Source organism: Streptomyces sp. NPDC002785 (genome assembly GCF_040295565.1).
GTDB lineage: Bacteria > Actinomycetota > Actinomycetes > Streptomycetales > Streptomycetaceae > Streptomyces.
Map to the genome: position 1 here is coordinate 42,514 of NZ_JBEOVN010000009.1, position 19,496 is coordinate 62,009.

General features: G+C 69.9%; 18 protein-coding genes and 1 pseudogene. 10 read left to right on the top strand and 9 right to left on the bottom strand.

Features of this window, described 5'->3' with window-relative positions; all coding sequences use genetic code 11:
• Positions 1-12: 12 nt before the first annotated feature.
• Together ABTZ94_RS04470 and ABTZ94_RS37745 are read left to right on the top strand one after the other, a co-directional pair.
• Positions 13-1,197: a cytochrome P450 gene (locus ABTZ94_RS04470; protein WP_351197386.1), complete on the top strand. Its 1,185-nt coding sequence runs from the start codon at positions 13-15 to the stop codon at positions 1,195-1,197.
• A 139-nt stretch (positions 1,198-1,336) separates the two neighbouring features.
• Positions 1,337-1,447 (top strand): putative DNA-mimic protein, encoded by a 111-nt coding sequence (locus ABTZ94_RS37745; RefSeq protein ID WP_502967176.1) that lies wholly within the window; start codon positions 1,337-1,339, stop codon positions 1,445-1,447.
• Positions 1,448-1,508: 61 nt separating this feature from the next.
• On the opposite strand, the gene ABTZ94_RS04475 is transcribed toward ABTZ94_RS37745, so the two are convergent.
• A complete protein-coding gene (locus ABTZ94_RS04475; protein WP_351197388.1) occupies positions 1,509-2,060 on the bottom strand; it encodes a GNAT family N-acetyltransferase in 552 nt (183 codons plus the stop codon).
• 50 nt (positions 2,061-2,110) lie between these two features.
• Between ABTZ94_RS04475 and ABTZ94_RS04480 the strand changes: the two genes are divergently transcribed.
• The 3 genes and pseudogenes from ABTZ94_RS04480 to ABTZ94_RS04490 all read left to right on the top strand — a co-directional run bounded on the left by ABTZ94_RS04480 (position 2,111) and on the right by ABTZ94_RS04490 (position 3,282).
• Positions 2,111-2,725, top strand: coding sequence for a TetR/AcrR family transcriptional regulator (locus tag ABTZ94_RS04480; RefSeq protein ID WP_351197390.1), 615 nt, complete (start codon positions 2,111-2,113; stop codon positions 2,723-2,725).
• 151 nt (positions 2,726-2,876) lie between these two features.
• Positions 2,877-3,068: pseudogene (locus tag ABTZ94_RS04485) on the top strand (transcriptional regulator); the annotation flags it as partial.
• Positions 3,061-3,282 (top strand): DUF397 domain-containing protein, encoded by a 222-nt coding sequence (locus ABTZ94_RS04490; RefSeq protein ID WP_351197392.1) that lies wholly within the window; start codon positions 3,061-3,063, stop codon positions 3,280-3,282. The pseudogene ABTZ94_RS04485 and the gene ABTZ94_RS04490, both read left to right, overlap by 8 nt.
• Positions 3,283-3,698: 416 nt before the next feature.
• Here ABTZ94_RS04490 and ABTZ94_RS04495 read toward each other — a convergent pair whose 3' ends face one another.
• The 3 genes from ABTZ94_RS04495 to ABTZ94_RS04505 form a co-directional block, all read right to left on the bottom strand.
• Positions 3,699-4,181, bottom strand: a complete 483-nt coding sequence (locus ABTZ94_RS04495; protein ID WP_351197394.1) for a hypothetical protein — start codon at positions 4,179-4,181, stop codon at positions 3,699-3,701.
• Positions 4,182-4,704: 523 nt separating this feature from the next.
• The gene (locus tag ABTZ94_RS04500) at positions 4,705-5,799 is read right to left on the bottom strand and encodes a CU044_5270 family protein (protein WP_351197396.1); all 1,095 of its coding nucleotides are present in this window, start codon (positions 5,797-5,799) and stop codon (positions 4,705-4,707) included.
• A complete protein-coding gene (locus tag ABTZ94_RS04505; protein ID WP_351197398.1) occupies positions 5,796-6,467 on the bottom strand; it encodes an RNA polymerase sigma factor in 672 nt (223 codons plus the stop codon). The genes ABTZ94_RS04500 and ABTZ94_RS04505 overlap by 4 nt, the downstream gene beginning before the upstream one ends.
• Before the next feature lie 168 nt (positions 6,468-6,635).
• Here ABTZ94_RS04505 and ABTZ94_RS04510 point away from each other — a divergent pair, with 168 nt between their 5' ends.
• The 4 genes from ABTZ94_RS04510 (at position 6,636) to ABTZ94_RS04525 (ending at position 11,131) form a co-directional block, all read left to right on the top strand.
• Positions 6,636-8,201 carry a molybdopterin-binding protein gene (locus tag ABTZ94_RS04510; protein WP_351197400.1) on the top strand — a complete coding sequence of 522 codons (1,566 nt, stop codon included), beginning with the start codon at positions 6,636-6,638 and terminating at the stop codon, positions 8,199-8,201.
• A 206-nt stretch (positions 8,202-8,407) separates the two neighbouring features.
• Complete coding sequence (locus tag ABTZ94_RS04515; RefSeq protein WP_351197402.1) at positions 8,408-8,827, top strand: peptidase inhibitor family I36 protein; 420 nt, start codon at positions 8,408-8,410, stop codon at positions 8,825-8,827.
• Between the two features lie 212 nt (positions 8,828-9,039).
• Positions 9,040-10,197 (top strand): acyl-CoA dehydrogenase family protein, encoded by a 1,158-nt coding sequence (locus tag ABTZ94_RS04520; protein ID WP_351197404.1) that lies wholly within the window; start codon positions 9,040-9,042, stop codon positions 10,195-10,197.
• 19 nt (positions 10,198-10,216) lie between these two features.
• A complete protein-coding gene (locus ABTZ94_RS04525; RefSeq protein ID WP_351197405.1) occupies positions 10,217-11,131 on the top strand; it encodes an acyl-CoA thioesterase in 915 nt (304 codons plus the stop codon).
• A 98-nt stretch (positions 11,132-11,229) separates the two neighbouring features.
• Here the strand turns inward: ABTZ94_RS04525 and ABTZ94_RS04530 are convergent, their stop codons facing one another.
• From ABTZ94_RS04530 to ABTZ94_RS04550, 5 genes are all read right to left on the bottom strand, one after another.
• Entirely contained in the window at positions 11,230-12,009 is a 780-nt protein-coding gene (locus ABTZ94_RS04530; protein ID WP_351197407.1) for a phosphatase, read from the bottom strand.
• An 85-nt stretch (positions 12,010-12,094) separates the two neighbouring features.
• Entirely contained in the window at positions 12,095-13,609 is a 1,515-nt protein-coding gene (locus tag ABTZ94_RS04535; protein ID WP_351197409.1) for a DUF6056 family protein, read from the bottom strand.
• Between the two features lie 96 nt (positions 13,610-13,705).
• Complete coding sequence (locus ABTZ94_RS04540) at positions 13,706-15,154, bottom strand: glycosyltransferase (RefSeq protein WP_351197411.1); 1,449 nt, start codon at positions 15,152-15,154, stop codon at positions 13,706-13,708.
• Positions 15,155-15,354: 200 nt separating this feature from the next.
• A complete protein-coding gene (locus ABTZ94_RS04545) occupies positions 15,355-15,960 on the bottom strand; it encodes an SACE_7040 family transcriptional regulator (RefSeq protein WP_351197413.1) in 606 nt (201 codons plus the stop codon).
• Between the two features lie 367 nt (positions 15,961-16,327).
• Positions 16,328-17,554, bottom strand: coding sequence for a DUF418 domain-containing protein (locus ABTZ94_RS04550; protein WP_351197415.1), 1,227 nt, complete (start codon positions 17,552-17,554; stop codon positions 16,328-16,330).
• Between the two features lie 333 nt (positions 17,555-17,887).
• Between ABTZ94_RS04550 and ABTZ94_RS04555 the strand changes: the two genes are divergently transcribed.
• A complete protein-coding gene (locus tag ABTZ94_RS04555) occupies positions 17,888-19,495 on the top strand; it encodes a carboxyl transferase domain-containing protein (protein ID WP_351197417.1) in 1,608 nt (535 codons plus the stop codon).
• Position 19,496 lies beyond the last annotated feature (1 nt).

Sequence of the window (19,496 nt, forward strand, 5' to 3'; positions counted from 1 at the left end):
CGAGGAGCCACCATGGACTCCGAGACTCTGCTGGCACGGATAACCGACTACGCCAGTCGCCCCAACCCCTACCCGCTGTATGCGGAACTCCGCGCGGCCGGTCCCGTGGTACGGCAGGCGGACGGCAGCTACCTGATCGGCACATACCACGAGACCGCCGCACTGCTTCACGACCCACGCATGAGTGTCGACCCCCGTACCCGTGGCGAAGTGACACACAAGCCGCCGTTCCTGCTGCTCGACGACCCGGAACACCACAGGCTGCGCACGCTGGCCATGCGGCCCTTCGGGCCACCACACAACCCGGGCCGGGTCGACGCCATGCGCGGCGAGATCGACCGGATCACCAAGGAACTGCTGGCATCCTTCGAGGCAGGGCGGCAGATCGACCTCGTCGACGACTTCGCCTACCCGCTGCCCGTCACAGTGATCTGCCGCCTGCTCGGCGTCCCCCGCGAGGACGAGCCGCGGTTCCGGGCCTGGTCCGACGCTCTGGTCGCAGCCGCCGACTTCCGGCCCGGCCAGGACACCACCGAGGCGAACAAGGCCGGCGAACAGGCACGGATCGAGATGGGCGGATACCTGGTCGACCTCGCCGAACAGCGCCGCGGCAGTCCGGACGACGACATGCTCTCCGCCTTCGTCAACGAGCCGGATCCGACCCTGCGGCTCACCCGGGAAGAACTCGCAGAAACGGCCATACTGCTCCTCATCGCCGGACACGAGACCACCGTCAACCTGATCACCAACGGGGCGCTCACCCTGCTGCGCCAGCCCGAGCACCTGGACCACCTGCGCCGCGACCCCGGCCTGCTGCCGCGAGCCGTGGAGGAACTGCTGCGCTACGAACCCCCCGTCCACATGCGCGAACGCGTCCCCCACGGCGACATCGATGTCGCCGGCACCACGATCCCCGCAGGCGCATCCGTGGTCCTTGCGCTGGCCTCGGGCAGCCGCGACCCCATGAGGTTCCACGAGCCCGACCGGTTCGACCCCACCCGCCCGGACAACCAGCACCTCGGCTTCGGCAGCGGTATTCACCTGTGCTACGGGGGTCCCCTGGCCCGTATCGAGGCCCAGGCCGCACTCGGCGCGCTGCTTCCCTACCTGGGCACGGCGCGCCTGCTCCAGGACCCGCCTCCCTACCGGCAGAACGCCATGCTTCGCGGTCCCCGCCACCTGCCCATTCAGCTCTGAGTTCCGGCCCATGCCCATGTGATTACGGCGAGCACAGCGCCTGGCGCCTCTTCGCGGTTTCCGCGGCAGGCGTTCTCGTGGCCGGTGGTGCCGGGACCGCCGATCGCGGCACCACCGCGCGGAGACTGGACTGGCCGTCGTGGATCTTGCGAATGAGGGGCCGTTCGAGACAGAGCGTTTCGCCTGGCGTCAGCTCTACCAGGCATGCCTGGCGAGCATCACCGGCGGCCACGCCATCGTGTTCCACTAACGTTTCCTCAACGGTAGTCATTTCCAGATGCTGTTGAGGACGAGCGCGGCGCGGGAGATGTTCACTGACGACGGGTTCGCCATTCGGGGGCGAGGATCCCCCACATCTGCTTGTCGTGACGGGTGCCGCCGTAGGGCCAGTACTCGCGCCGTACGCCTTCGAGCGTCATGCCGAGCCGTTCGGCCACTGCGGAGCTGCGCTCGTTGTCGGCTCGGCAGTGCCACTCGGCGCGGTGCAGCCCCCGGGAGGTGAAGGCCCAATCCAGCAAAGCGCGGCACGCCTCTGTGATCAGGCCGTGGCCCTCGGCGGCCGGCTCCAGCCAGCAACCGATCTCGCACGAACCAAAGTCGGCGTCGAAGTCCACGAACATCACACCGCCGACCAGCGTGCCGTCGAGCCAGATACCGAAGACCCGGGCGCCGTCCCCGGCCTGACGCTCGGCGTAGCGGCGCAGTGTGGCCCGCGCCCCGTCGAGGTCGTCGGTGACGAACCCCGCCCCGACCCACGGCCGGATGTGCTCGCGGGCCCGGTCCAGGTGGGCGGCGAACTCCTCGGCATGCCATATCTCAAGCGGACCGAGGCGGGCGTTGTCCCGTAGTGGGAGGGAGTACATGATGACCTCGCATTCACATAACAAGCGTTATGATTATGTACCGTAGCAGCATGCCACCACGAATCAAGGGGGACCACGAGGCCCGTCGGCACGACGTCTCCGAGGCGGTCTGGCGGGTGTTGGCCGCACGCGGCTTCGGCGGACTGACCATGCGCGCCGTCGCCGCCGAACTCGGCGCCACCACCGGCCTGCTCACCCACTACTTCCCCACCAAACGCGACTTGGTCGCGTACGCCCTCGACCTGCTCGACCTGCGAAGCGCCTCCCGCCCCCGGCGCGCCGGGGGGAAGGGCCTGTCCGCCTTGAGAGCCGTGCTGCTGGACGTCCTGCCGCTGACCGACGAGGCCACCAACAGCAGCCGGATCTGGGTGTCCTCCTGGGACACCGCACTCGCCGACCCCGGGTTGAGCGACGACTACGCCCGCAAGTACGGGCGGAGCCGCGACAAGCTGTGCGATCTGGTCGTCGCAGCCCAACAGCTCGGCGAACTGCCCGCCGGAGACCCGGCCCGCATCGCGGCCGGCGCCCAGTCCTTCGTGCTCGGCCTGGTGGTACAGGCCCTGCTCGATCCCCAGGCGTTCCCACCCCACCGCCAGGCCGAACTCCTTGACGACTACCTGGCCACGCTGGCCTCCCGGCCCTCATCCGGCAGCGATCACGAGTGACTCCGGAGAGGTTCCGCCGCTCCGGACGTCCGAGGCGTCGCGTTCGCGGCCGGGGCCCGCAGTCGAAGGCCGCGGCTTTCGGCGATCCTGTGCACATCGCGCAGCGCCTCGGCCATGCGGGCCACGACATAGCGGAGCTGCGCCGAGGTGACTGATGTGGTTCGAGGACCAACCGCCGCTGGCTTACGGCGAGGCCTTAAGCATGGGGAAGGTACACGATTCCCCGTCCGTAGTACGGCAGTTGCAGAGCCGCTACGATCTTGCCTTGAGCGACGCTATGCCACTGAAGGAGTCACAAGCCCTGCTGAGGGCGACAGCGAAGGAATACGGACACCATGACTGACCGCATCATCCTGGACGCCTCCACGTTGAGCGGCTGGCGCAAGTCGTCGTACAGCGGCAGCGAATCCGGCAGCTGCGTCGAGGTGCTGGACGGCCACCCCTCCGGCGTCCCCGTCCGCGACTCCAAGACCCCGCACGGCCCCGCCCTGGTCTTTCCGGCAGCCGGCTGGTCAGCCTTCGTCGCCGCGGTCAAGGACGACAGCCTCCCCGCCTGATACTCCAGTGCGAGGCCGTCGTAGCGCGAGTCCCGGCCGTATGACTCGTCGACGGTCACCCAGTGGGCGGTGACCCCGGTGTCAGCACGGCGGCGATCATCTTGCAGGAGCCGCCCCGGGACCGCAGAGTCGGACTGGGGCACGGCAGCCAGCAGGTCCGAGGATGCGTGTGGAACGGCGGGTGCGCATACACAGGGTCCGGCTGGGCAACGACGAGGTCCGGGTGGTTCGGCCGGACCCGGGTCCGGCGCGGTTGGCGCTGCGCGACGGCCCCGGCATACCGGCACCGCCACCCGGACGCCGGGCACTTCCGCGTCGAGCTCAGGTCGCATGCGGCGCCGGCCGACATGCCGAGGGCCCGCCGGTGCACCGGCGGGCCCTCAGTATCTGAGCCCAGCAGGCGGCTCGGGGGGCGATCAGTAGATGCGGAACGACGTCCCGGTCACGAGGCTGCCGTTGAACGTCGCCTTGGTGTTCGGGGGCAGCGCCACCTCGCTGCAGGCCCCCGCCCAGCACGCACGCGCGGTGTAGTTACCGGTGTACCAGCCACTGCGGGACGGCCAGTTCCCGGTGAACGTCCCCGCGCTGCCGTAGAAGCCCTGGTGCGCGTAGGGGACCTGGCCGCTGTAGTAGCAGCCCTCACCGGAGTTGCAGATGTTGTGGTTGCCGATCGTCGGCCCGATCGCGTCGTCCTTTTCGACCGAGAGGATCTGCCCGGTGGCGGGGTCGAGCTCGACCGCCTTCGGGGCGTCCGAGTTCAGGAGTTGCCGTTCCTGACTGCTCAGACCCGGTGTGGGGTTGGTGCCGGCCGCGGCGGGCCCGACCATGGTCATTCCGAGTGCGGCGGACATAGCAAGGACCGCGGTCGCCGGGGCCAGGCGGCGCGTCAGCGTACGCATACGATGGTTCCCCTTCGTTGATACTTAGTCATGGCCTGTCATAACGCGTCGGAAACGTACCAAGGACAAGGGCATTACTCACCGCAACCACATGCTTGCCCAGAGAGATTGGCTTGATCCGATACCGGCCTTAGTGCCGGTGGGCTGGCATATTCGGGTCAGCTCGCTCTGCGATGCGGATGGCCGGATCGACTGGAAAGTGACGCGCGTGGACCGGCCTCCTGCCGCTTCGGACAGAAGCTGAGAGATCCCCGCCCGCCGCATGCCCGCCCCGGACGCCGCGAGCGCCCTCCGCACCGGACTCCTGCGACTCCTTGCACCGGACACCGGGAAGCCCTGACGTCTCGGGCCGGTTCGGGGACGGGGAGCGGGCTTTGTTCCCCGGGGCCGTGAGCCGTCCGCACCGGCGCGAACGACCGTCCCCGTCAGGAGAGACGGCGTCGAAACGTCCGTCCCCGGCCCACAGCGGATGTGGACCGGGGACGGGGCTGTTCATGCCGCGCGGGTGTGCAGGGGTGCCGCGTTACGCCTTCGTCGGCGCGGGAGTCTCGCCGGTACGGTCGACCGCGGCCTTGGTGAGGACCGCGGAGGTGCCGACAACGGTTCCGGCCGGGCCGGCGTCGCCGGATTCGGTGAGGACCGTGCGCTCTCCGAGGAACGCGTACGTGCTCCGGTCGAAGACCCACTGCGTCTGCTGCCCGCGTGCCGTACGGGCGACGGCGATGCCCTTGCGTCCTGCGGCGTCGGTGGCCGCATCGATCACCGTGACTCCGGGGATCTTCGCGGCGGCCTTGTAGAGCGCGGCGCCGACCTGCGGGGGTGCCCAGGTCTCGGCCAGCAGGTCGCCGATTGCGGTGAATGCTCGCTGGTCCGGGTCCTGGCCCTGTCCGTGGGTCTCGTCCCGGATCAGCTTCAGCAGGGCGTCCGGGTCGGTGGGCAGCGACGCGACGTACTCGTGCGTGGGGTCGCTGACCGACGCCGCCTTCTTGTGCGAGGTGCGCTGCTTGGGTGTTGCCCCTCGGCTGTCGAGTTCGTAGACCGGTGCGTCGTCGCCGATCGAGGAGTCGGGCTCGCCCTCCTCGCGCAGCAGGCCGGGGCGACTGCCGTCGGCGGACAGCCACACCTGCCGCGTGTGCACGGAAGGCATGGTCACCTTGCCGCCCCCGGCGCTCTGCCCGGCGTAGGCGACCTTGCTCTCGATGTACACGAACTGGTCGGCGCCGACCGTCGGTTGCTTCTTCCCGGCGGCGGCGAGTGCGATGCGGTCGAGGAGCTGTGCCGCTTCGGACGTGCCGGGGGTGCGGCCACCCGCGACCGCGGTGGTGCCGTGACCCGGCGAGTCCGTGAGGTTGACCACGGCGATGCCGCCGACCGCCAGGGCGCAGGCGATGGCGGGCACCATGACCTGGACCAGACGTCGGCGCGGGCGCGAGGCCCGGGGGGTGAGGCCGCCACGCGGCTCGGTGACGGTGGCCTTGTTCATCAGCGCTTCCTTCAGCAGTAGTTCACGGTCGGGTTCCATGCCGGGGACCGGCGGCGGGGGCAGCAGTGCGTTGAGGCCGGGGCGTTCGGTCTCCTCGGACCGGTGGTGCGTACGGCGCCGCGAGGTGAAGTTCATCCGTGGTTCTCCTGGGTCAGCAACGGGGCCACCGTGCGGCCCGGCAGTGGCTTGTCGGGGGTGGTGGTGACGGGGGCTCTGTTTCCCGTCACGGGTGACCGTTCGGTTCCGGCCCGCGTGTCCCGCGCGCGGGTGGCTCGGGCTTCGGCCTCGGTGAGCTCGCGCAGTCGGGTACGGGCGCGGGACAGGCGCGACCGGACGGTGCCGACCGGCACGCCGAGTGCCTCGGCCGCTGCCGCGTAGTCCAGGCCGGCCCACACCACGAGGGTGAAGACCTCCCGGTCCCGGCGGCGCAGGCGGGCGAGAGCGGCGTGCGCGGCACGCAGTTGCTCGCTGTCCGCGAGGTGCGTGACGAGATCGTCGGCGAAGTCCGGGATCGAGCCGCGTTCCGGGACGCGGGCGAGCGCGATCTCGCGGCATCGGCGTGCACGTGCGTTGCGGCGCATGATGTTGGTGGCGATGCCCAGCAGCCACGGGCGCAGGCCGTCTCCGTCGGGGCGCAGCTTCTCCCTGCTGCGCCACGCCTCCAGGAAGGTCGACGAAACGACGTCCTCGGCTTCCGCCCAGTTGCCCGTCACCCGCAGGGCATAGCGGTACAGCACTTGGGCATGCTCGTCGTACAGCTCTCCCAGAGCGTCGCGGTCTCCGCGGCGGAAACGATTCCTCATGATTGATTCCACACTCTGCTCTGCCGCGCCCGTTGCGCCGGTTCCGGTGACGTGCGCCACACACACGCCACCTCGGGGCCACGTCCCCTTGTGTCTCGAAGTCACATCTCCGTGTCCCGTGTGACCTAGCTCACGGGAACGCCGACGCCCGGCAGCGCAGTGCAAGTCATGAACAGTTCTTCCGTACCCCGCCGGAGCGCGCTCCGGACGCTTGCTCTCGCCGTCGCCCTGGTTGGCAGCACGACGCCCGCGTGGAACGCAGCCGCCTTCGCCGCCGAACCGGCGACGTACACCCTCACGATCCATCACCTCGACCGCACCGGTCACAAGACGGCGGACTACAAGACCCACGTCACCGGAATCTCCGGGCCGGGTGCCGACGAGGCCGTCCAGCCGTACGACGCCTCCGGCACGACCACCGTGCGTCTGCCCAAGGGCCGGTACATCCTGGACAGTGCCCTGCCCGCCGGCACGGCCGCGGACGGCACGGACTGGGTCGTCCAGCCGCGCCTCGACCTCGACCGCGACACCACCATCACCGTCGACGCGCGGACCACCGCCCCCGTCGACGTACGGCCGCCCGACCGCTCCGCAGGCTTCAAGCACAGCGCGATGTTCGTCGAGGCCAAGCACGACGGCGCGGTCGAGAGCGTCAACCTGGTCAACGGTTCACCGAACCTGCGCGTCGCGCACCTGGGCCCCGACAGCGAACCCGGATCGGTGAAGCAGTGGTTCGACTCCTACTGGACGACCGACACCGCCGGCTACGCGCTCGGCCACACCGGCACCGGCAGCCGCGCCCTCACCGGGCTCGTCCGGCACCCCACCGCGAAGGACCTGGCCACTGTGCAGATCCGCGGCGCGGCCCGGCCGGGCACCGAGGGAAGGGCGACGGTCGCCCTGCAACCCACTGCCGGACCGACCCTCGGCGTCACCCACACCCTGTTGACCCCCGCGACCGCCACCTACTTCGTGACGCCTGAACGCGGCACCTGGGACATCGATTACTGGGCCCCCGCTGCGCCCGGCGCGACAGCGAACCGCTACAGCGCCAACGGCTTCGCCGTGCGCGCCGGCAGTACGACCACGCACACCTTCGACAACGCCGTCTTCGGCCCCGATCTCACCGGCCGCCCCGGCGTCGTGCGCGACGGCGACCGCCTCGCCGTCGATGTCCCGATGCTCGCCGACGGCGATGGCCACGTGCCGTCGTCACCGTCGTACGACATGGCCACGACCACTCTGCACCGCAACGGTGTGCGTGTCGGAGCGAAGACCGGCACCCCTGGAAAGGCCGAGTTCACCGTGGAGCCGGGGCGCGCGGAGTACCGGCTCACCAGCACGGTGAGGCGCGGCGGTGCACCCGGCGTCGCCACGCGGGTGAGCACGTCGTGGACCTTCACCTCGGACACGACGACAGGTCCCGTCCCGGTGCCGGTGAGTGCCGTGCGGTTCTCGCCCGAACTCAGCCCGACCGGCACCGCAGTGGCCAACGAGACGCTCCGTGTCCCGGTCACCGTGCTGGGCGCCGCCGCGAACGGACGCGCGCGCTCGGTGGCGGTCTCGGTATCCGTGGACGGCGGCGCTTCGTGGACCCTGGCCCCGGTCGAGCGCGGCGCCGTCACAGTCCACAACCCGCGCGCGGGCACCGGCGTCTCCCTGCGCGCCGCGCTGACCGACACCGACGGGAACACCCTCACCCAGACCGTCATCGACGCCTACCGCACCCAGTGACCCCGTGACACCTGCCCCCATGACCCCGTAGTCCGGGCAGGTGAACGGCGACCGTGTGCGCGCCGGTGTACACAGGGGCGCCCCGAGTGTGAGGCACGCTTCGGGCGCCCCTCCCTCCGCCCTGGCTTCTGCGGTAACAGCCGTGCCACGCTGACGATCACCAAGAGTGCCCAATCCGTCACGTATGGGAATGAAGGGGCTTCGCCATGAACCGCATCACCGCGCTCGCCGTCACCTCGATCGCCCTGGCCCTGGGACTCGGCGCCGGACCCGCCGCAGCCACAGCAGCCGAGAACGCCGCCACCGAAACCGACGCCGTCCAGAACGCCGCCACCGGGAGCGCCAGGGCCTCCTTCAGCTGCAGCCCCGGCTACTTCTGTATCTACAGCGACTGGAACGGAGGCGGCACCCGCTGCCAGTGGTCGGACAAGAAACGGGCGAATACCGCCGACGACTGCTCGTTCATCCAGCGGGGCCAGAACGTCCGCTCCGTCTGGAACGCGACCGGGCATCGCGTTCAGTACTACACCCAGACCAACTACAACGCCCGGGTCGGATCCACCCCTGCCGGAAGCGGCGGCAACCTCCAGGGGAACTACCAGATCCGCTCCTTCAAGCCCCAGTAGGCCAGTGGGCCGGCAGGAAAGAGAGCGATGTGCCCTTCACGGCCGGTGGCCGCGAGGGGCACATCGGCGTCTGCGGCCGGACGCTCCGCGCGGCGTGCCGAGCATCACCCTGGACAGCCTCGGTGACCGCCGGGTAACTTTTGACCAGAACTGAGCAAGCGCTTAGCCAGTTCGGCCGAAACCCGCCCGAAGCTGACCAAGGAGGCACCCCCGTGCGCCGTACGGTATTCAACGAGGACCACGAGGCGTTCCGGGAGACCATCCGCGCCTTCATCGAGGCCGAGGTCGTCCCTGTCTACGACGAGTGGTTCACGGCCGGCCAGGTGCCTCGCGACTTCTACTACAAGCTCGCCGAGCTGGGCATATTCGGCATCGAGGTGCCGGAGGAGTACGGCGGCGCCGGCGTGGAGTCCTTCAAGTTCGAGGCGATCATCTCCGAGGAGTGCGCCCGCGCGGCCGTCAACTTCGGCGGCTCCGGTGTGCACGTCCTGCTCTGCCTGCCGTACATCAAGGCGTACGCCACCGAGGAGCAGAAGAAGCGCTGGCTGCCGGACTTCGTCAGCGGCAAGACGATGTACGCCATCGCCATGACCGAGCCGGGCACCGGTTCCGACCTGGCCGGTATGAAGACCACCGCCAAGCTCTCCGAGGACGGCACGCACTACATCCTCAACGGCGCCAAGACGTTCATCACCGGTGGCGTCCACGCCGACCGTGTGATCGTCTGTGCCCGTACGGACGCGCCCAAGGCGGACGACCGCCGGCACGGCATCTCCCTCCTCGTCGTCGACACCAAGGCCGAGGGCTACTCGGTCGGCCGCAAGCTCGACAAGCTGGGCCTGCGTACCTCCGACACCGCCGAGCTGGCGTTCGTCGACGTCAAGGTGCCGGTCGAGGACCTCCTCGGCGAGGAGAACAAGGGCTTCTCCTACCTCGGCCAGAACCTGCCGCAGGAGCGCCTCGGCATCGCCGTCGGCGCGTACGCCCAGGCCAAGGCCGCTGTCCGGTTCGCCCAGAGTTACGTCTCGGAGCGCACCGTCTTCGGTAAGACCGTCGCGTCCTTCCAGAACACCAAGTTCGAACTGGCCGCCTGCCAGGCCGAGGTGGACGCCGCCGAGGCCGTCTGCGACCGCGCCATCGAGGCCCACGACGCCGGTGAGCTGACCGCCGCCGAGGCCGCCTCCGCGAAGCTGTTCTGCACCGAGGTCGCACACCGCGTCATCGACCGCTGCCTCCAGCTGCACGGCGGCTACGGCTACATGAACGAGTACCCGATCGCCCGCCTGTACGCGGACAACCGGGTCAACCGCATCTACGGCGGAACCAGCGAGGTCATGAAGTCGATCATCGCCAAGTCCATGGGCCTTTAAGAGCGGTTACATCCTCTCCATGAGCTCAGCACTCGACTCCCTGCTCGATCTGCTCGACCTGGAGCAGATCGAGCGGGACATCTTCCGGGGTACGAGCCGTTCGGCGGTCATTCCCCGTGTCTTCGGCGGCCAGGTCGCGGCCCAGGCCCTGGTCGCCGCAGGCCGTACCGTCCCGGCCGGCCCTCCCCGGGCTCTCGGCCCCGCTCGAGCGGGGGAGACCCCGTCCGCCCACTCCCTGCACTCGTACTTCCTGCGGATGGGCGACCCGGGCGCGCCGATCGTCTACAGCGTCGACCGCATCCGCGACGGCCGGTCCTTCACCACCCGCCGGGTCGTCGCCGTGCAGCACGGCCAGCCGATCTTCCATCTCTCGGCGTCCTTCCAGACGTACGAGGAGGGCCTGGAGCACCAGACGGACATGCCGCCCGCCCCGGACCCGGAGACGCTGCCCACGGCCGAGCAGATGCTGCCCAGGTACGCGGACCGCTTCAGCGATCCGGGCGTCGTGGACCGGCTGATCGAGGCGCGGGCCGCGGTCGACCTGCGGTACGTGGACGAGCCGCCCTTCGGCACTGTCGGCGAACCTCGCGAGCCCCGCTCCCAGGTGTGGTTCCGCACCAACGGCAAGCTCACGGACGACCCACTGCTGCATGTCTGCATGGCGACCTACGTCTCCGACATGACGCTGCTCGACTCGGTGCTCCTCGCCCATGGGCGAGGAGGCTGGGCGGTCGGCGACGTGGTCGGGGCGAGCCTGGACCACGCGATGTGGTTCCACCGGCCGTTCCGGGCGGACGAATGGCTGCTGTACGACCAGGAGTCGCCGACCGCGTCCGGCGGGCGCGGGCTCGGTCAGGCGCGCATCTACACGCAGGACGGCCGACTGGCGATCACCGTCATCCAGGAGGGCGTGGTCCGAGTCCCCCGGGACTGACCATTACCCGGCCGTACGGACCGGACAGGCCACGGCCCACCACATTTCGGATCACCCTTGCCGCGTCCGGCCTCGGATCAGCCCCTCCTCGTCCGGCCTCAGATCAGCCCTGCCGCGTCCAGCAGATAGTCCGTCAGCGGGTCGTAGAAACGCGGGTCCACGACATGGTCGTCCAGCGGTACGGCCACCTGGAGCGTCCCCTCCGCCTCGGCGAGGAACAGCGCCGGGTCGTTGCAGTCCGCGTACCCCACCGCGTCCAGCCCGCGCTGCGCCGCGCACCCCGCCCACCCGTGGTCGGCGACCACCAGGTCCGGCAGCGGCCGGCCCTCCCGCTCCAGACCGTCCAGGATGGCGGCCATCGGGGCGGGCGAGTGCGTGTGCCAGAGCGTCGCGCCGCGCTCCTGCACCGCGACGTCCGCGAACTGGAACACCATGCCCTCGTCGGCCACCAGCCCCGAAGGAATCCGTACGATCTCGCATCCGGCCACCCGCAGCGCCTGCGCGGTCTGCCGGTGCACATCGAGGAGCCCGCCCGGGTGCCCGGTCGCGAACAGCACCCGCTCCGCCCCCGCCGCCGCCTTGCGCAGCCGGGCCGCCATCCGCTCCAGGGCGTCGATCGTCAGCTCCGGGTCGATGGTGTCCTGCCCGAACCGGTGCTCCGGGTCGTCGCTGACCCCGCAGCGCTCGGCCATCACGGCCAGCACGTCCTGCTCGTCGCGCCACCGGTCCCCGAGCTCCAGGCCGAACCAGTAGTGGCGGTCGCCGTTGGCGAGCTTGCGGTAGTGGGAGAGGTTGTTGTCACGCGGTGTGGCGACATTTCCGGCGATACGCGTACGGACGAGGTGTTCGACGAGGGCAGCACGGCTGGGTATCGGCATGAACCCATTGTGCCGTCAGGTGTGCACAGTGTGCTGGGCGTCTTGGACGACGGACGGACCGGCCGCTCGGGGAAGCCGGGGCGAGTCAGGGCATCCGGGTCGAATACGTGATCTTCTTGAGGTGGTAGTACTGGGCGACGCACTGCCCCGGCCACAGTTTCTTGCCGTTGTTGCCGAACGGCTCCCCCATTCCGCTGACCGACACCGGCGTGTACGGGAGCACCTGGGCGCCGCGCGCCGCCTGGGTCCTCAGCGAGCGGTCCTGGCGGTCCCAGCGCTGGGCGCGCACTTCCATCTCCTGCTCCAGCTGGATCAGCGGGACGGCGAGGCCGACGCAGACCAGGGCGCATACGGCGCCGGCAGCCGTCGCCGTCGCCACACGGATCCCCCGCCTGCGGCCGCGCAGCGCCCGTCCCAGCAGGGCGCCGGCACCGACCAGGAGCATCACGAACAGCAGAAGGAAGTCGCCCCAGATGCGCGGCGCGTACTTCACGCTCACCCCGAAGGCAGGGTAGGCGACGACGGTGCAGAGGTAGCCGGAGACCAGGAAGGCGAGGAACCCGACGAGGGCCAGGCGGAGGGGCCTGCGGCGCAAGGACCCGTCCGGCCCGTCCGCTCCCTGCTCGCCACCGCGCACCAGCAGGCCCAGCACGACGCCGACGGCGACCGCTCCCAAGTACTGCCAGGTCGTGAAAATCGTCCCCAGGATGTGTCCGAACGCCCGCAGCGTCGCGGTGAGTGCCTCCGGGCCGAACATGGAGGCGCCGTCGGCGCCGAACCGCTCACGCCGGGCGCGTGCGCCGGGCGACAAGTACAGGATGGCCGTCCCGACCGCGACTCCCGCGAAGGCGAACGCGCACCAGATGCGCGTATGGGTCCGGCCGGCCCCGGGAAGGGCCCAGCAGCTGATCAGCAGGGTGGCGGCGAGCACGACGAACGCGACGACCGCCGTCTCCTCCGACAGCGTGCCGATGAAGACTCCGGCCACGCATGCGACGCCCACCGCGAAGTCGCGTCCCCAGCCGGTCCGTGCGCGCAGCAGGGGGATCACGGCGGCGCAGGCCAGTACCGGTGCGACGGTGTGCGAGACGGAGTTGGCGGGCCAGTAGAACGTCTTGTACGTGTTGGACGTCGCGAGAAAGAAGGTCGCCGCCGTCATCGCCGCCACCAGCAGCGCGAGCCCGCGCGGCCCGGTCAGCCCGGCTCTCTTGAGCACCGCGGCGGTCAGCGCCCAGAGGATGCCCAGCATGAGCACCCCGCTGACCAGGGCGAACCACCGGTGGCCTGCGACGCCGAAGGACCCGTACGCGACGACCAACAGCGCGTTGGCGACGCGTCCGTTGTCGTGGAAGAAGAACTTCGCGATCATTCCGGAGGCGCCCTCGTCGCGTACGACCGGCAGGAAGCACCAGTCGTCCCCTCCCGGGCGGACCAGGCGGCCGATCCAGAAGGCCGCGCCGAGCAGAGCGAGCGGCAGCAGAGCGAGGGCCGCCGTCCAGATCGTCGCCCACCGCCGTGCGTGGCCGGGGCGGGCCTCCGGCCGGGGGGATTCCTCGCTCTCCGGCTGGGTGTCAGAGGTTTTCGACGTGTCCGCGGTCATGTGCGCTGGTGCCCTTCGTACGTTTCACGCGTCGTGCGCGCCGAGTGGTTCAGGCGGTTCGGGATCGAGGTGTGGGATGTCCGGCACGGCCCCCGGTCAGGTGGCGCGCTGCCCGGCCAGGGCGGCGCCGGAGTCGATGGCCCAGCGGGCGAGCAGGAACGAGAAGGGCGTGGCAACGATTCCCGCGGCCACGGCGGCGATGTTCTTGTCCATGCCCAGCCTGCTGACGCCGACGTAGAGCAGGGCGCCGGTGAGGACGAGATTGACGATGCTCGACAGGGGATAGCGGACGAAGGCGTGCCAGGTCGGCTTCGTCCGGCAGGTGATGTACGAGTTGAGAAGAAACGATCCCACGATGCTGACCGCGTATCCGACGACATGCGCGGCCAGATAGGGAATCCAAGTGTTCAGCGAGGTGTATACCGCCAGATACACCGCCGTATTGATGGTTCCGAGCATCGCGAAAACGAAGAACTGGCGTACGGTGCGGGATCTGGCGGCCCCGAGCGCGGTCGCCCCGGCGCGCCGCGCCATTGGTCTCTCGACCACGGGTGCGGACGAAGCGGCATGGAACTCTTCCGGCGTATCGGCCGCAATATCGAACGGGAGAACGTGCGGGAATTCGTTCGTTTCGCGCACCACATAGTGCGGACGGTGTTTCGACTCGCTGTAGATGCGTCCCACGTATTCGCCGATGATGCCGAGCGTGGCGAGCTGAATTCCGCCGAGCGCCACGACGGCGGTCAGCAGGGTGGTGTAGCCGGGTACGGCGACACCGTGCAGAACAACGTCGGAGATGATCCACAGGGCGTATCCCAGTGCCGCCAGCGCGAGCGCGAGGCCGACGTGGATGGCCAGGCGCAGCGGACGGCTGTTGAAGGAGATCAGTCCGTCGATCCCGTAGTTGAACAGATGCCTGCTGCCCCACTTCGAACTCCCGGCCGCGCGCTGGATGTTCCGGTAGGTGAAGCTGACGGTGTCGAAGCCGACCCAGGAGAAGATCCCCTTGGAGAACCGGTTGGTCTCGGGCAGCGCGAGCACGGCGTCCACGGCCGTGCGCGACAGCAGCCTGAAGTCGCCCTCGCCGTCGACGACCTCGACGTCCATGCACCGGCCCATGGCCCGGTAGTAGGCGGCGCTGAGAAAGGTACGCAGGACACCTTCACCCGTCCGGTCCCGCCTCGCGACGACCTGGTCGTAGCCGCGCTGCCGCAGCTCCAGCATGCGGGGCACCAGTTCGGGCGGGTGCTGGAGGTCGGCGTCCATGAGGACGACGGCGTCGCCGCGGGACATGCGCAGCCCCGCGAGCATGGCGGCCTCCTTGCCGAAATTGCGGCTGAAGGAGGTGTAGCGGACCCGCCGGTCCGCGGTGGCGAGCGATCCGATCCGGGCCCTGGTCCGGTCGCTGCTGCCGTCGTCGACATAACAGATCTCGAAGGTCCGCCGAGTGGGTTCGAGGGCGGAGATCAGCGCACGGTGAAATGCCTCGATGACCTCGTCCTCATTGAAACAGGGGACAACGATCGAAACCTGACATGTTTTCATTTAAATTCCCCATCAGGCGTGGGTGAGACAGCTCAAACCATATGCCTGGGGGCGCTGCGACACTCCGACCGAAGGAGCTTCTCCGAGGAAAAGGAAAGGGAATTTAGGGAACCACTCCTTCCCCGTTGCATCAATTCATATATTCGAAGGCCGGTCGGAAATTACGACGTGCCTACCGGCATCGCGCCTACGGACACGCCCTATGCGCGGGCCGCCGCGTCGAACGCCCCGCGCGCCAGCCTGTGCAGCAGCGCCGCCGTGTCCGCGCGGTCGGGCTGCGCGCCGGGCCGGCCCAGGTGCGGGGTTGAGTTCAGGAGGCCGAAGACGGCATGAACGGCCGCGCGGGCCTCATGCTCGGCCAGGTCCGGATACAGCTCGCGCACCACCTCCACCCACACCTCGACGTACTGCCGCTGGAGCTGTCGGACCCTCTTGCGGTCGGCGTCCCGGAGACGGTCCAGCTCGCGGTCGTGGAGGGTGATCAGGGGGCGGTCGTCGAGGGCGAAGTCGATATGGCCCTCGATGAGCGCGTCGAGCAGGGCCTGCGGAGAGCCGTCCTCGCAGGCCGCGTCCTGCGACACGCGCAGCTGCCCACCCGCCAGCAGGCGCTCACTGATGCCGACCAGCAGCTCGGCGAGCATCGCGTCCTTACCGGGGAAGTGCCGGTAGAGACCAGGACCACTGATACCGACGGCGGCACCTATCTCGTCGACGCCGACGCCATGGAAACCGCGCTCGGCAAAGAGGCGGGCAGCCTCCTTGAGGATCTGCTCGCGGCGAGTGGGGGCGTCCGTCCTGGTGGTCATGGATTCGATTCTAGACAGTCGGGTTAGCGAGCGTTAACCAGAGCGCAACGTCTCAACGCGCATTGACCGAGTCGAGGGGTGCCCGACCATCTCGCGGCACGGATGACGCACACGCGCAGCGGACCGTACGGAACATCGTGTGCATCCTGCCGCGACCATCCGGCCGGCATCGTCGCCACCATCGGCATCCTCTGCCACGGACGGGCAGCCGCAGGGGGTGGAGTGCTCAGCCGCAGCCGGCGTCCATGCACGCTCCTCGCTCACGGGGCGTCCCGGCGCACGCCAGAACTGCAGCGAACACGCACCCCCGCGCCGGTGGATGCGGCCGTGCAGCGTCCGGTCACAACGCCCTATGCGACGCCCCCGTTCAGCGGCCTCCCGCCGCCTTCGTGGGCCGCGCCCACAGCGTCACCGCGCGCAGCAGCCACTCCACGGGCCCGAGCCGGTGGTGCCGCATCAGCCACCCGCTGAGCGCGAGCTGGCAGGCGTAGAGCACGAGCGCCCCGCCGACCGCCGCCGCCGCGCCCGTGCGGCCGTACAGCCCCAGGCCGTACCCGGAGAAGACGAGGGCCATGACGAGGGACTGGGTCAGGTAGTTGGTCAGCGCCATCCGCCCGGCGGGCGCGAGGACTCGGGCCGTAGCGGTGCCGCTCGGTGTGGTGAACCACAGCAGCAGCCCCGTGGCGTACGCGGCCGAGAGCGCCGGGGCCGCGGCCAGACCGACCGCCAGGCCGAACAGTTCCCAGCGCTCCTGCAGCGGCCCCGCCATCCCCGCCGCGGAGAAGACCGCCCCGGGGACTCCGATGGCGAGACCTGTCAGAAAGATGCGGCGCAGCCGCGCCCGGTCGGCGAGCACGGCTGCGCCGAGCCACTGCCGCCGGCCGGCCACGAACCCCACGAGGAATGCGGCGACGATGAACCCGCCCATCAGCGGGAGGGCCGCCATGGTGTCGGGCAGCGCCCTGATGTTGGCGCCGACGACCTCGGTGAAGCCGCCCCTGTAGGCGGCGGTCAGCTCGGCCGCTTCTGCGGCGGATTCGCTCAGGTCACCGGGATCGAACAGCGCGGCGCCCAGACCGAGCAGCAGCAGGAACCCTCCGGCGATGCCGTACACCCAGAGTGCCGCCCGCCAGGCCTTCGCGGGCCCGGCGTTCCGGGCGGCCAGCAGGACCAGTCCGCACAGGGCGTACATCATGAGGATGTCGCCGGTGTAGAGCAGCACCGCGTGCGCGAGCCCGAGCACGAACAGTCCGGCCAGCCGCCGTGACATCCGGGGCACGAAGCGCGCCCCGGCGCGGGCGGCCGACTCCATCTGAAGGGTGAAGCTGTAGCCGAAGAGGAAGGAGAAGAGCAGGTAGAACTTCGACTGCGCGAGAAGAACGACCAGCCATTGCACGGCCCCGTCCGCCGCGTGCACATGCGCGAGCCCTCCCCTGACACCCGGAGGCCCGGCCGTCGTCAGGAGGTTCACGACCAGGATCCCGGCGAGCGCGAACCCGCGCAGGGCGTCCACTTCGAGGATGCGCGGCCTCTCGGTCGCTTCCCCGGCCGTTTCCCCGCCCACCCCTCGCACCGACTGCGACTGCTGTGCCATCTGCTGGTTTCCCCCACCCGATCGGCCCTCGGCCGTCACTGCGTCCGTCCCCGGTCATGGCGACCGGAGCCCCCACACACGTCAGGCAACTCGCTCGGTCACGGCCCTCGTCGGACTACGACCGGTGCCGCTCCGGGTCGGGGAGCGACGCGGGCCATTATTCCGGGCCGGCCGCGCGCCCCGCCCCCCTGCCGGATGTACATGACCGATATCCGTCGGAACCACTACGGGCACCGGCCGATCGGCCTGGACAAGGCTGTTAGCGGTCGTTAACCTGAAGGCAGACGTTAACGCTCATTAACCACTGCGGTACGGGCAAGGGGGCTCGACACGATGCAGCAGGCACCGGTGCTGGCGAGCGCGGCCGATCCCGCCTCCGAGGCCTGGCAGGCCAACGAGGCGGCGCATCACGCGCTCGCCGACGAGCTGCGCAAGCGGCTCGCCACGGCCAGGCTCGGCGGGGGTGACAGGGCCCGCGCCCGGCATGTCGCGCGCGGCAAGCTGCTGCCCAGGGACCGGGTGGACACCCTGCTCGATCCGGGCTCCCCCTTCCTGGAGCTGGCCCCGCTGGCGGCCGAGGGGCTGTACGGGGGCGCCGCCCCGGCGGCCGGGGTGGTCGCCGGGATCGGCCGGGTCAGCGGCCGGGAGTGCGTGATCGTCGCCAATGACGCGACCGTCAAGGGCGGCACGTACTACCCGATGACCGTGAAGAAGCACCTCCGCGCCCAGGAGGTGGCGCTGGAGAACCGGCTCCCTTGCCTGTATCTCGTCGACTCGGGCGGCGCGTTCCTGCCGATGCAGGACGAGGTCTTCCCGGACCGGGAGCACTTCGGGCGGATCTTCTACAACCAGGCCCGGATGTCGGGGGCCGGAATTCCGCAGATCGCGGCGGTGCTGGGCTCGTGCACGGCAGGCGGGGCCTACGTCCCCGCGATGAGCGACGAGGCCGTGATCGTCCGCAATCAGGGCACGATCTTCCTGGGCGGTCCGCCGCTGGTGAAGGCCGCGACCGGCGAGGTCGTGACGGCCGAGGAGCTCGGCGGCGGCGAGGTGCACTCCCGTACGTCGGGAGTGACCGACCATCTCGCCGAGGACGACGCGCACGCGCTGCGGATCGTGCGGAACATCGTCGCCACGCTGCCCGAGCGCGGGGCGCTTCCGTGGTCGGTGCAGCCGGTCGAGGAGCCGAAGGTCGATCCCGCGGGGCTGTACGGGGCCGTCCCGGTCGATTCCCGCACACCGTACGACGTACGGGAGGTGATCGCCCGGGTGGTGGATGCCTCCCGGTTCACCGAGTTCAAGGCGGAGTACGGGACGACGCTGATCACCGGCTTCGCCCGTATCCACGGCCACCCGGTCGGGATCGTCGCCAACAACGGCATCCTGTTCTCCGAGTCCGCCCAGAAGGGCGCCCACTTCATCGAGCTGTGCGACCAGCGCGGCATCCCGCTGGTCTTTCTGCAGAACATCTCCGGGTTCATGGTGGGACGGGACTACGAGGCCGGCGGCATCGCCAAGCACGGCGCCAAGATGGTCACGGCCGTCGCCTGCACCCGCGTGCCGAAGCTGACCGTCGTGGTCGGCGGGTCGTACGGGGCCGGCAACTACTCGATGTGCGGGCGCGCCTACTCCCCCCGCTTCCTGTGGATGTGGCCCAACGCGAAGATCTCCGTCATGGGCGGAGAGCAGGCCGCGTCCGTCCTCGCGACGGTCAAGCGCGACCAGCTGGGCGACGACTGGAGCGCGGCGGACGAGGAGGCGTTCAAGGCCCCGATCCGCGAGCAGTACGAGACCCAGGGCAACGCGTACTACGCCACGGCCCGGCTCTGGGACGACGGAGTGATCGACCCGCTGGAGACCCGGCAGGTGCTGGGGCTCGCTCTGACCGCGTGTGCCAACGCCCCGCTGGGTGAGCCCGGCTTCGGCGTCTTCCGGATGTGAG